General features: G+C 73.6%; 10 protein-coding genes and 1 pseudogene. 8 read left to right on the top strand and 3 right to left on the bottom strand.

Annotated features, from left to right (window positions below):
- Nucleotides 1-1,011 precede the first annotated feature (1,011 nt).
- Entirely contained in the window at nucleotides 1,012-1,152 is a 141-nt protein-coding gene (locus ACFWXO_RS32620; RefSeq protein ID WP_380528409.1) for a hypothetical protein, read from the bottom strand.
- 294 nt (nucleotides 1,153-1,446) lie between these two features.
- The gene (locus tag ACFWXO_RS32615) at nucleotides 1,447-1,701 is read right to left on the bottom strand and encodes a hypothetical protein (RefSeq protein WP_380528407.1); all 255 of its coding nucleotides are present in this window, start codon (nucleotides 1,699-1,701) and stop codon (nucleotides 1,447-1,449) included.
- Nucleotides 1,702-2,780: 1,079 nt separating this feature from the next.
- Here ACFWXO_RS32615 and pstC point away from each other — a divergent pair.
- From pstC to ACFWXO_RS32590, 5 genes are all read left to right on the top strand, one after another.
- A complete protein-coding gene (gene pstC, locus ACFWXO_RS32610; RefSeq protein ID WP_380528405.1) occupies nucleotides 2,781-3,824 on the top strand; it encodes a phosphate ABC transporter permease subunit PstC in 1,044 nt (347 codons plus the stop codon).
- Between the two features lie 127 nt (nucleotides 3,825-3,951).
- Nucleotides 3,952-5,256: a phosphate ABC transporter permease PstA gene (pstA, locus tag ACFWXO_RS32605; RefSeq protein WP_380528403.1), complete on the top strand. Its 1,305-nt coding sequence runs from the start codon at nucleotides 3,952-3,954 to the stop codon at nucleotides 5,254-5,256.
- Nucleotides 5,257-5,321: 65 nt separating this feature from the next.
- Nucleotides 5,322-7,094, top strand: a complete 1,773-nt coding sequence (locus ACFWXO_RS32600; protein WP_380528401.1) for a substrate-binding domain-containing protein — start codon at nucleotides 5,322-5,324, stop codon at nucleotides 7,092-7,094.
- Nucleotides 7,091-7,987, top strand: a complete 897-nt coding sequence (locus ACFWXO_RS32595; protein ID WP_380528399.1) for a sortase — start codon at nucleotides 7,091-7,093, stop codon at nucleotides 7,985-7,987. The genes ACFWXO_RS32600 and ACFWXO_RS32595 overlap by 4 nt, the downstream gene beginning before the upstream one ends.
- Before the next feature lie 154 nt (nucleotides 7,988-8,141).
- Nucleotides 8,142-8,918, top strand: coding sequence for a phosphate ABC transporter ATP-binding protein (locus tag ACFWXO_RS32590; protein ID WP_375895339.1), 777 nt, complete (start codon nucleotides 8,142-8,144; stop codon nucleotides 8,916-8,918).
- A 5-nt stretch (nucleotides 8,919-8,923) separates the two neighbouring features.
- On the opposite strand, the gene ACFWXO_RS32585 is transcribed toward ACFWXO_RS32590, so the two are convergent.
- Nucleotides 8,924-9,778 carry an HAD family hydrolase gene (locus tag ACFWXO_RS32585; protein WP_375895292.1) on the bottom strand — a complete coding sequence of 285 codons (855 nt, stop codon included), beginning with the start codon at nucleotides 9,776-9,778 and terminating at the stop codon, nucleotides 8,924-8,926.
- Between the two features lie 199 nt (nucleotides 9,779-9,977).
- Here ACFWXO_RS32585 and ACFWXO_RS32580 point away from each other — a divergent pair, with 199 nt between their 5' ends.
- The 3 genes and pseudogenes from ACFWXO_RS32580 to ACFWXO_RS32570 all read left to right on the top strand — a co-directional run bounded on the left by ACFWXO_RS32580 (nucleotide 9,978) and on the right by ACFWXO_RS32570 (nucleotide 11,794).
- Entirely contained in the window at nucleotides 9,978-10,166 is a 189-nt protein-coding gene (locus ACFWXO_RS32580; RefSeq protein ID WP_375895290.1) for a hypothetical protein, read from the top strand.
- Nucleotides 10,156-11,103, top strand: a pseudogene (locus ACFWXO_RS32575) (LLM class flavin-dependent oxidoreductase); the annotation flags it as partial. The gene ACFWXO_RS32580 and the pseudogene ACFWXO_RS32575, both read left to right, overlap by 11 nt.
- A 109-nt stretch (nucleotides 11,104-11,212) precedes the next feature.
- Complete coding sequence (locus ACFWXO_RS32570; RefSeq protein WP_380528396.1) at nucleotides 11,213-11,794, top strand: hypothetical protein; 582 nt, start codon at nucleotides 11,213-11,215, stop codon at nucleotides 11,792-11,794.
- The last annotated feature ends 47 nt before the right edge of the window (nucleotides 11,795-11,841 follow it).

Raw genomic sequence — 11,841 nt, 5'->3', positions numbered from 1 at the left:
CCCTCGCAAAACCCCCCCGCGCGGCCGCGCGCGCCCGGTGGGGGGGGGCCCGGCCCCCCCGGGGGCCCCCGGGGCCCCCGCCCCGGGGGGGGCCCCCGCTCGTGTGCCAAGGGGAGCACTCAACTCCGTTCCAGGGGCGCCGCGTTGTGTTCTCGTACATCCTGTCGACCGGATCCGGACACGTCCGGCTGGCCGAATGGTGGGTACTGGGGGTGCCCGGCCGTCGGCATGCCCGATCCCACCTTGCGCCGCGTGCTGGGCGGCGCGGATCCGCACGGAGGTGCCCACCATGAGAGTCCGATTGCCCGACCGGAGGGATCCGGGGAGATGGCGCCGCCGACTTCCGGCGATCGCGCTGGTGTGGTCGGTGGTGGTGGCGCTCGGCGTGGTGCCGATCGGCCTGGGGGCCGGGCCGCAGGCGGTGGCGGAGTCCTCCAGCGTGACCGTGGCGGGGCCCAAGGTGCTCGACCCGGCGACCGGGACGCGCGGCCGGGCCGGCAAGATCACGGTCTCCCAGACGAAGAACCTGGTCAACCAGGTGGTGCAGGTCTCCTGGAGCGGCTTCACGCCCACCAAGACCACCAGCGGCCAACAGGTCACCCTGGCGCGGGTCGGCGAGGCCAAGTACCTCTACCCCGTGCGGATCTACGAGTGCCGCGGCGCCACTCCGAAGGTGACCGACTGCTACAACAGCTCGCTGTTCGGCGGTGACGCGAACGCGGGCTTCCAGCAGACCCTGCCGCCCGGGTCGAGCACCGCGCCCGACTTCCCGAGCAACATGGCGATCGCCCCGACCGGTGCGGACGGCACCGGCGCCGCGAACATCGAGCTCTACACCCAGGCCCAGGCCCCGACGCTGGGCTGTGACGACACCCACCCGTGCTCCCTCGTGGTGGAGGCCAACTACGGTGGCGACAGCCTCGGCCGGACCACCCCGACGGCCTCGGTCGACTGCCTGAACCACTCGCTCGACAGTTCGAGCTCGCTCGCGAGCGACGCGGTGCTGTTCAGCTACGCGGCCAACGGCATGTCGAGCGGCGAGCAGTGCGCGTGGGAGAACGGCATCGTGATCCCGCTGTCCTTCGCGCCGGTGGCCCAGGCCTGTGCGTCGCAGAACGGTTCGTTCGACGCGGAGGGCCTGGAGATGTTCAACCGGGCCATGCAGCAGTGGCGCGCGGGCCTGTGCCTGAGCGATTCGCCGATGGCCGTCCGGTACGTGTCGGCCGGCGGTGAGCCGCAGGCCCGTTCGCGCTTCCTCGGCGGATCCACGGACGTGGCGCTGACCGCGCGGGCGGACGGTTCACCACCGGCCCGGCCCTACGTCTACGCGCCGCTGGCGACCTCGGGCATCTCGGTCGTGTTCTCGGTGGACGACCAGGACACCGGTCGGCAGATCCGCGACATGAAGCTCAACGCGCGGCTGATGGCCAAGCTGCTCACCCAGTCCTACGCGCCCCGCGGCGGCGTGGTCACCTCGGTGAAGGGCAATCCGACCTGCCTCTTCGCGGATCCCGAGTTCCTCCAGCTGAACCAGCTGCCGGCGACCTCGGGGCTCAAGTGGCCCAGGTTCTGCGACATGTTCGACTTCAGCCCGACCGTGGTGGGCGGGACGACCGACCTGACGTACCAGTTGACCTCGTGGATCGCCTCGGACCCGGACGCCGCCCGCTTCCTGGACGGCGAGTCCGACCCGTGGGGCATGCACGTGAACACCTACTACCTCCGGCCCGCGTTCTCCGGCTACCCGGTCGACTCCTTCTCCCGGCAGGACTCCTCCGGGATCGTCGGCAGCAAGGTCGACGCCTACCAGCACCTGATGCAGTACGAGTGGAACCCGGTCACGAGCGGACTGGGCCAGGTCGCGCGCGGGTTCCTGCAGAACAAGGCGACCTGCGTCAACCCCGGGCTCAACGGAACCGGCGGGCACGACCAGTGCGCGCCGGTGGACGTCGGACAGCGGATGCTGATCGCGATCATGGACACCGGCCAGGCCAAGGCCTACTCCCTCCCCGAGGCCCAGCTGCTCAACCCGGCCGGCGCCTTCGTCTCCCCGGGGACCACCGGCTTCCAGGCCTCCGTCGCCGACATGACCGTCGACGCCTCGACGGGCGTGCAGTCGCTGCCGTACGGGACCGCCGACACGGCGTACTCGCGCGACCAGCGGGCCTACCCGCTGACCACCGTGCAGTACGCGATGGTGCCCACCCAGGGCGTCCCGGCCGACAAGGCCGCCGCGATCACCACGTTCCTGCGGACCACCACGAGCAGCGGCCAGGTCTACGGCAACGAGCCGGGCCACCTGGCGCCGGGCTTCCTGGCGCTCACCAGCGCCCAGCGGGCCCAGGCGGCCGACGCCGCCACCCACGTGGCGGCCCAGGACGCCAAGCTGCCCGGCAACCAGGCCGCGCCGCCGAACCCGCCGGCCGTCACCCCCGGCGACGGGGGCACCGGTGGGGGGACCCCGGCGGAGGGCTCGGGCTCGGCGGGCGGCACCACGCCGGTCAGCGCCGGGACCGACAACGGCACGAGCGGTGGCGGCCAACTCCAGCACCGAACTGGCTCGTTGGGGCCCCGTACACGCGTGCGACCCAGGGCGGACACCTCCGGATGGCCGAATGGGTACGCACCGGAACCGCGGCCCCGTGCCAACCGGCCGCCCCCACAACGATTTCGCGCCGCCGAGCCCCACCGGAGCCGCCGAGCGCGACCGGCGCCACGTCGCGCCACCGTCCGGTCCGGGCGCAGCCCGGCCATCCGCACCCGAGCACGGAGAGCAGAGCATGACAGCCGCCGCCGAGCCCGCGGCCTCGTCCGCCGGGGCCCCGGGCAGACCCGACCGCGGAGCCGACCGCGGAGCCGGCACCGACGTCCCGCGCGTCATCACCTCCCCCGCGACCCCCGGCGACCGGGTGTTCCGCGGGGTGCTGCGGGTGGCCGGGCTCTCGGTGTTCGCGATCATGGGCCTGATCGCGTTCTTCCTGCTGCTGCGCGGCTCGGACGCGCTGCGCGCCGTGGGCTGGTCCTTCCTGACCGAGCAGAAGTGGCAGACCGCCGCGCACACCTTCGGCATCGCCGCCGTCCTGCCGAACGGTCTGCTGATCGCCGTGATCGCGCTGGTCATCGCCGTCCCGGTGGCGCTCTCCACGGCGGTCTTCATCTCCGAGTACGCGCCGGTCCGGCTGCGCGCCTCGCTGGTCTCGCTGGTCGACCTGATGGCGGCGATCCCGAGCATCATCTACGGCCTGTGGGGGCTGTTCTTCCTCCAGCCGAGGATCATCGGTTTCAGCCGCTGGCTCTCCAACCACCTCGGGGACACGGTCCCCTTCCTCAAGGTGCGCACCGGCGACATCGGGACCTCCTACACCTCCTCCACGTTCATCGCGGGCGTCGTCGTCTCGCTGATGATCATCCCGATCGTCACCTCGCTCAGCCGGGAGGTCTTCTCCCAGGCCCCGCAGGGCGAGCGGGAGGGCGCCTACGCGCTCGGCTCGACCCGGTGGGGGATGGTGCGCACGGTGGTGCTGCCGTTCGGCCGCGGCGGTGTGATCGGCGCGGTCATGCTGGGCTTCGGCCGGGCGATGGGCGAGACGATCGCGGTCGCGCTGATCATCTCCCCGAACTTCAAGGCCATCAGCCACATCCTGGAGAACGGCGCCAACTCGATCTCGGCGCTCATCGCGCTGCGCTTCGGCGAGTCGGACGCGCTCTCGCTCTCCGCGCTGATGGCGGCCGGCCTGGTGCTGTTCGCGCTGACCCTGCTGGTCAACGTGGCGGCCGGCTTCGTGATCAACCGGTCCCGCTCCGGGGCCTCGACCGCCGACTGAGGCGGCGCACGGACATGACCGGTCCCGCTGAGACCCCCGCCGCACCCCCGGCGGCCCCGTCGGCCGCACTCCCGCCGGCCACCCCCGCCGGGCCCCCGGCCGAGACCCTGTCGAAGGGAACGACCCGATGACCACGCTCGACCTGCCTCCGGCCGCCGCCGTCCCGGGGCCCGCCGCCCAGGGGCCCGCCGCGCCCCCGGCCGGCCCGGCGGAGCCGCGCCCGGAGAAGCGGGTGAAGCTCGGCGGCGTCACCCGCGAGGACGTGTTCACCGTGGCCGGCTCGTCGATCGGCTCGCTGGCCCTGAACTGGACGCTGTACGAGCGGGTGCTGCCGTTCAGCGGCGCCTTCGGCTTCCTGGTCTGCTGGTACCTGCTGTTCCTGGCCGCCTACTTCACGCTCGGCCGGCTCCAGTGGGGCCCGCTGCTGGTGCGCGAGCGCCTGGTCTCCGTCGTGGCGTGGAGCGCCGGCCTGCTGGTGCTGGCGCTCATCGTCGACCAGGTCGGCTACCTGGCGGTGCGCGGCTACGAGGCCGCCCAGCACCTCAACTTCTTCACCGAGTCGATGGAGCGCACCGCCGCGCTCTCCCCGATCACCTCCGGCGGCGCGCTGAACGCGATCGTCGGCTCGCTCGAACAGGTCGGCCTGGCCACCCTGTTCGCCGTGCCGCTGGGCATCGCCGCGGCGATCTTCATGTCCGAGGTCGGCGGCCGGATGGCCAAGCCGGTGCGGACCCTGGTGGAGGCGATGACGGCACTGCCGTCGATCGTCGCCGGGCTGTTCGTGCTCGGCATCGTGATCCTGACGCTCGGCTTCGACAAGAGCGGCTTCGCGGCCTCGCTCGCCCTCACGGTGATGATGATGCCGATCGTCACCCGGGCCTCCGAGGTGGTCATCCGCCTGGTGCCCGGCACCCTGCGCGAGGCCTCGTACGCGCTGGGCGGCAGCCAGTGGCGGACGGTGTGGAACGTCGTCCTGCCGACCGCCCGGCCCGGCCTCGTCACGGCGGTCGTGCTCGGGGTGGCGCGCGGCATCGGGGAGACCTCGCCGGTGCTGCTGACCTCGGGCTTCACCCCGCAGTTCAACGCCGACCCGTTCCACGAGCACCAGGTGTCGCTGCCCCTGTACGTCTGGAACTACGTCAAGCAGCCCTACCCCGAGATGGTCGCCCGGGCCTTCGCGGCGGGGCTGACCCTGATGGCGCTGGTGCTGGTCCTCTTCGTCACCGCGCGGGTGCTCGGCGGCCGCCGTCCGGGTGAGCTGACGCGCGGTCAGCGGCGCCGGATCGACCGGGAGGCGCGGCGGGCCGAGAGCGCCGCCCGGGCCGCCCGGGCCGGTGCCCACGCGCCCGTCGCCCATCCGCCCGTCGCCCATCCGCCCGTCGCCCACCCGCCCGTCGCCCACCCGCCCGTCGCACTGCCCGGGAACAGCTGATGAACCGTCCAACCACCCTCCGTACCAGAGGAGTTCTCATGTCATGGGAGGCCGCAAGGCGCTCCGTGGCCCGTGTCCTGGCGTGCCTGTCCGCGTTGCTGCTCGCCGCGGGCACCCTGCTGTTCGGGCAGGCCGCTCCTGCCTTCGCCGCCTCGGTCGCGCTCAGCGCCGACGGCTCCAGCTGGGCCGGCCCGGCCATCGACCAGTGGCGCCAGGACGTCGGGCCGCAGGGCATCCAGATCAGCTTCAACCCGGTGGGGTCGGCGGCCGGCCGGACCGCCTGGAGCAACGGGCAGGACGACTTCACCGCCTCGGACGTGCCGTTCCGCAGCGCCGAGGACACCGGCCTCAACTCCGGTGCCCGCACCAGCGGTCAGGGCACCAGGGAGAACCCGGTCTACGGCTTCTCCTACGTGCCGATCACCGCGGGCGGCACGACCTTCATGTACAACCTGGTGGTCGGCGGCAAGCAGGTCCGCGACCTGCGGCTGTCCCCGCAGACCGTCGTGGACATCTTCACCAACAAGATCACCAACTGGAACGACCAGAAGATCACCGCCGACTACGGCAAGCAGCTGCCCAACCTGCCGATCACCCCGGTGGTCCGCTCGGACGGCTCCGGCGCCACCGCGCAGTTCACCCGCTGGATGGAGCACACCCACAAGGACCAGTGGGACGCCTACTGCTCCTCGGTCAACGGCACCACCTGCGGTGACTACACCGAGTTCTTCCCGCCGTCCGGCCGGATGGTCGCCCAGAACGGCTCCGACGTCGTCGCCGGCTACATCAAGGCCGCGGCCGGCCTGGGCACCATCGGCTACGACGAGTACGCCTTCGCCAAGCGCAGCAACTGGCCGGTCGTGAAGGTGCTCAACCAGGCCGGCTACTACTCGCTGCCGACCGCCTCCAACGTGGCCATCGCGCTCACCGCCGCCAAGATCCGCGGTGTGGACGACGACACCCCGGCGTCCGACCCGAACTACCTCCAGCAGAACCTCGACGGCGTCTACACCATGGACGACCCGCGCTCGTACCCGATCTCCAGCTACAGCTACGTGATCGTGCCGCGGGCCGGCGCCGCGCTGCCCCCGCCGGGCCGGTTCAACAACGACAAGGGCGCCGCGCTCAGCCGCTTCCTCGCCTACGTGCTGTGCGAGGGCCAGGGCGAGGCCGACGGCCTGGGCTACTCGCCGATCCCGCGCGGCCTGGTCAAGGGCGGGCTGCTGCAGACCAAGTCGATCCCCGGCAACGCCAGCCCGGTCAACCCGGACACCCTGGCCAACTGCGCCAACCCGACCTTCAACTCCGCCGGTGAGCTGACCGTCCTCAAGAACGCCCCGCAGCCGAGCCCCTGCGACAAGCAGGGCGCCCCGCTGGACTGCACCGTCCAGAACGGCCAGGCGGTCAAGACCGGTTCGGGCGGCTCCGGCGGTTCCGGTGGCACCGGCGGCGCGGCCGCCGGCTCCGGCGGAACGGGCGGCACCGGCCACGGCAACGGCGGTTCGGGCGGCTCCGGCGGCAGCGGCACCGGCGCCGACGCGGCCGGCACCGGCGGCGCCGCGGCCGGCGGCGGTGACCCGAACGCCGCCGCGGCCGGCGACCCCGCCGCGGGCGACGGCTCCGGCGACGTGGTCGACCCGCAGACCGGCCAGGTGGTCGCGCGCGGCCGGGGCGGCGCCACCGAGGTCGCGGCCAACGTGGTCGAGGTGAGCGGCAGGCCCGAGGACTGGACGCTGTCCACGCTGACCGCCGTCGAGCTGCTCGCCGTCGTCCTCGTCCCGCCGCTGCTCGGCCGCCGGCTGCTGCGCCGGCGCAAGGGCTCGGGCGGTGCCTCGTGACGGCACCGGTCCTGGAGAAGCCGCCGGTCCGGCCGGCGCCCGCGGCCGAGGCGCCCCCGGCCCGGCCCGCCGCCGTCACCCCCGCCCGGCGCCGCTTCCTCCAGGGCGCCTGGGCGGCCAGCCTGGCGGCCGCTCTGGTGCTGGGCTTCGTCGGCTTCCTGTTCACGCTCTCGCACGTCCAGGAGCGGCACTACCAGTCGACGGCGTACAAGACCTTCCGGGACCAGCTGGCCCGGGCCGTAGCCCCGACCGGCGCGGCCGCCGACGGCGACCCGGTGGCGCTGGTGGACATCCCGGCGATCGGCCTGCACCAGGCCGTGGTGGTCGAGGGCACCACCGGCCGGGACCTGATGCGCGGCCCCGGCCACCGCCGGGACACCGCACTGCCCGGACAGAGCGGGGTGGCGGTGCTGTTCGGCCGCGGCGCGACCTTCGGCGCGCCGTTCGCCCGGCTGTCCGGGCTGCGGGTCGGCGACCGGATCGAGACCACCACCGGGCAGGGCACGTTCACCTACGTGGTCAACGTGTACGGCGACGGCGACCACCCGATCACCGACCCGGCCCGCAACCGGCTGGTCCTGGTCACCGGGGACTCCGACTGGATCCCCGGCTCCACCGTGCTGATCGGCGCCCGGCTGGAGGGCGACCCGCAGCAGAACCCCGGCGGCCGCCCCGCCACCGTCCCCTACGACAAGGCGCTGGCCGCCGACAAGGGCGCGCTGGCCACACTCCAGCTCTGGTCGCTCGCCCTGCTCTGCGCGGTGGCCGGGGCGCTGCTGCTGGCCCGGTACTGGCGCCGCTCGCCCGCCTGCCTGAGCGCCGCGCCGGTGGTCGGCGCCCTGCTCTGGGCGGTCTACGAGAACGCCGCCGCCCTGCTGCCCAACCTCTACTGACGCGCGCCCGGAGGACGTACCGATGACCGACACCGCCGACACCACGCACCAGCCGCACGACGCGGCGGTCGACCCGGCCGCCGACACCCTCACCCTCCCGCCGGTCCCGCCGGCCCCCGCCCCGCCGGTCGTCCCGGCCCAGGGCCCCGACGGGGTGCTCGCCGGGCTGGAGACCCGGGACGTCTCCGCCTGGTTCGGCAGCCGCAAGGTGCTGGAGCGGGTCTCGCTGGCGATGCCGGCCGGCGAGGTCACCGCGCTGATCGGCCCGTCCGGCTGCGGGAAGTCCACCTACCTGCGGATCCTCAACCGGATGCACGAGATGGTGCGCGGCGCCGCCCTGGCCGGCGAGGTGCTGCTGGACGGGGACGACGTCTACCGGCCCGGCCGGCGCCCCGCCGAGGTGCGGCGCCGGATCGGCATGGTGTTCCAGCGGCCCAACCCGTTCCCGGCGATGTCCATCCAGGACAACGTCTCCAGCGGGCTCAAGCTGGCCGGGATCAAGGTCTCCAAGGAGGAGCGCCAGCACCTGGTGGAGACCAGCCTGCGCCGCGCCGGGCTGTGGGACGAGGTGGCCACCCGGCTGCACGCCCCCGGCGGCTCCCTCTCCGGCGGGCAGCAGCAACGCCTGTGCATCGCACGGTCGTTGGCCGTCTCACCGGACATCCTGCTGATGGACGAGCCGTGCTCCGCGCTCGACCCGACCTCCACCCGCCGGGTCGAGGAGACCATCGCCGAACTGCGCGGGCGGCTCACCATCGTGATCGTCACCCACAACATGCAGCAGGCTCAGCGGGTCTCCCAGCGCTGCGCGTTCTTCCTCGCCACCCACGACACCCCGGGCCGGATCGTCGAGGCCGGGCCGACCGAGCGGCTCTTCGGCAGCCCGCGCGACCAGCGGACCTCCGACTACGTCAACGGCCGCTTCGGATAGGGGCGTTACCGGCCGGAGTCGGTGATCAGCCGCTCCAGCACCGCCGCGACGCCGTCCTCCTCGTTGCTCACCGTGTGCAGCGGCACCGCCGCCAGCACCTGCGGGTGCGCGTTGGCGACGGCGTACGCGGTGCCGGCCCAGGCCAGCATCTCCAGGTCGTTCGGCATGTCGCCGAAGGCCACCACCTCGGCCCGGTCGATCCCGTGCTCGGCGCACCAACGGGCCAGCGTGCTGGCCTTGGTGACGCCGGGCGCGCTGATCTCCAGCAGGGCGATCGGCGAGGAGCGGGTGATCTCCGCCAGGTGTCCGGCGGCCGTCCGGGCCTCGGCGAGGAAGGTGTCCGGGTCGAGGTCCGGGTGCTTGGCCAGCAGCTTGAACAGGCCCCGCACCGGGCCGCCGTCCGCCAGCAGCTCCTCGGCCGGGCCGACCGCCCGCACCTCGGTGTCGCCCCACATCAGCACCTCGTACCCGGGCTCCCGGGCCCAGCCGTCCGCGTACTCGAAGGCGAAGGAGGTGCCGGGCAGCTCGGCCCGCAGCGCCTCGACCACGGCCAGCGAGGTCGGTGCCGGCATCGGGAAGTACTCGATCAGCTCGCCGCCGCGCCGCACGTCCACGATCGCGCCGCCGTTGGAGCAGATCGCCACCCCGTGACCGCCGATGTGCGGGCTCACCTGCTGCATCCAGCGCGGCGGCCGGCCGGTCACGAACACCACCTGCACCCCGGCCGCCTCGGCCGCCGCCAGGGCCGCGGCGGTGCGATCGCTGACGGTGCCGCCGGGGCACAGCAGGGTGCCGTCCAGGTCGGTGGCGATGAGGCGGGGAGCGGTGCGGGGTTCGGTCACCGGTCCATCTTCGCCCATCGCCGCCGCCCGGTCACCGCCGCGGGCGGCCCGCGGCGGGCCTGCGGCGGGCCCGGTGGCGGTGCCCGCGGCCGACCCGACCGTGAGGACGGGTTCCGGCCCTTCCTGCGCCGCTTTCCGGCCGATCCGCCCCCGTCCGGGGTGTCGCGGCGGGCCGACGGGCAGGAACCCCCTGGTCACCCCGTCGGCAGGAAGAGCCATGCCCACTCGCCAGCTCCGTGACGAGCCGCCCCCGACCCTCCCTTCCCCGGATCCCCCCGCCGCCTCCCGCGAGCCGGTGCTGCTCGGCGAGGTGCTGTTCCACACCCTCGCCGAGCTCGCCCGCCGCACCCCGGACCAGGCCCCGGCCCCGGCCTTCCCGGCCCAACGCACCCGCCCGCACCCCTGACGGCCTCCTCACCCGTGCTGGGGCAGCCCGTCCGGCTAGGGTCGGTGGCATGCGTCTGAGCACCGTGATCCTCCCCATCCACCGGTGGAGCGAGGGACAGAAGATCTGGCGACGGGCCGAGGACCTCGGATTCCACGCCGCGTACACCTACGACCACCTGTCCTGGCGGTCCTTCCGCGACGAGCCCTGGTTCGGGTCGGTCCCGACGCTGACGGCCGCCGCCACGGCGACCGAGCGCCTCCGGCTGGGGACGCTGGTGACCTCGCCGAACTTCCGCCACCCGGTCACGCTGGCGAAGGAGCTGATCACGCTGGACGACGTGTCCGGCGGGCGGCTCACGCTGGGCATCGGTGCGGGCGGGACGGGCTTCGACGCGACGGCGATGGGCCAGGAGGCGTGGTCGCCCAAGGAGCGGGCGGCCCGGTTCGGCGAGTTCCTGCCGCTGCTGGACGAGCTGCTGACCACCGACGCCACCACCCGCGAGGGCACGTACTACTCGGCGGTCGAGGCGCGGAACATCCCGGGCTGCGTGCAGACCCCGCGGGTGCCGTTCTACGTGGCCGCCGCCGGCCCGCGCGGGATGCGGCTGGCCGCCGAGTACGGGCAGGGCTGGGTGACCTACGGGGACCCGAAGGGCCCGGCGGACGTGCCGGTCGAGCAGGCGCCCGGCGTGATCGCCGCGCAGATCGGGAAGCTCACGGCGGCCTGCGAGGCGCAGGGCCGGGACGTGGCGACGCTGGAGAAGATGCTGCTCCAGGGCTCCACGGCGGAGAAGCCGCTCCAGTCGCTGGACGCCTTCGTGGACTTCGCCGGCACCTACCGGGAGCTGGGCATCACCGAGTTGGTGATCCACTGGCCGGTGCCGGACTCGATCTTCGCCAACGACCTCTCCGTGTTCGAGCGGATCGCCACCGAGGGCCTGGCCCAGCTGGGTTGAGCGGTACGGCCGGTCGCGGACGCCGTCAGGACGGGTGCGGTCGGGGGGAGGCGCTAATCTGTCCGCCGCACCTTTATCTGATCATGCGTTAAACGGGGGTTCATTCATCATGTCCGCATCCAGGAGACTGCTCGTCGCCACTCTGGTCGCCACCGCCGCGCTCGGCCTCGCCGCCTGCGGCCCGGACGACCCGTCGACCCAGGGGGCCGGCGCCTCCACCGCGACCGCCGCCCCGGCCACCGGCGGGGCGGCCTCGCCCACCGCGGCCCCGGCCACCGGGACGGGCAAGCCCGCCCCGGCCGGCAAGCCCACCGACGGCGGCCCGGAGGGCTTCTGCACCCACGAGCCGCTGCCCGCCGGGCAGAAGTGGATCGAGCCGGTGAAGGGCACCAGCGCGACGACGCTGGTCTACAAGGAGACCAAGGACGCCTGCGGCGTCAACGACGTCGCCCTCGAACCGACGGGCGCCGACAAGAGCGCGACCTTCGCCCCCGGCGCCAAGGGCCACCTCAAGTCGGTCGTGGCCGCCCCGAAGGACGTCGTCGTCGCCGAGCTGGTGAAGCACATCAACGAGTGCATCGCCACGCCCGGCAACCAGAAGGGCTCGTACCCCTGCAACAGCGGCACCTACAAGGTCGCCCTCGACGCCTCCGGCAAGGTCGTCGAGATGTGGGAGCGCCCCAGCTCCTGAGCCGACGCCGGGCCCGGCGCCGGGCCGCCCGCCTCAACGGTGGGCGC

It is taken from the genome of Kitasatospora sp. NPDC059088, assembly GCF_042738155.1.
Classification (GTDB): domain Bacteria; phylum Actinomycetota; class Actinomycetes; order Streptomycetales; family Streptomycetaceae; genus Kitasatospora.
The sequence above is the reverse complement of the archived record's forward strand: the minus strand, read 5'-3'. Positions and strand labels throughout refer to the sequence as shown.

Coding starts and splice junctions, on each gene's coding strand:
- pstC (WP_380528405.1), top strand. CDS start 2,781: ATGACAGCCGCCGCCGAGCCCGCGGCCTCGTCCGCCGGGGCCCCGGGC.
- ACFWXO_RS32580 (WP_375895290.1), top strand. CDS start 9,978: ATGCCCACTCGCCAGCTCCGTGACGAGCCGCCCCCGACCCTCCCTTCC.
- ACFWXO_RS32615 (WP_380528407.1), bottom strand. CDS start 1,701: ATGCCCCACGGGTCGGACTCGCCGTCCAGGAAGCGGGCGGCGTCCGGG.
- ACFWXO_RS32570 (WP_380528396.1), top strand. CDS start 11,213: ATGTCCGCATCCAGGAGACTGCTCGTCGCCACTCTGGTCGCCACCGCC.
- pstA (WP_380528403.1), top strand. CDS start 3,952: ATGACCACGCTCGACCTGCCTCCGGCCGCCGCCGTCCCGGGGCCCGCC.
- ACFWXO_RS32585 (WP_375895292.1), bottom strand. CDS start 9,778: ATGGGCGAAGATGGACCGGTGACCGAACCCCGCACCGCTCCCCGCCTC.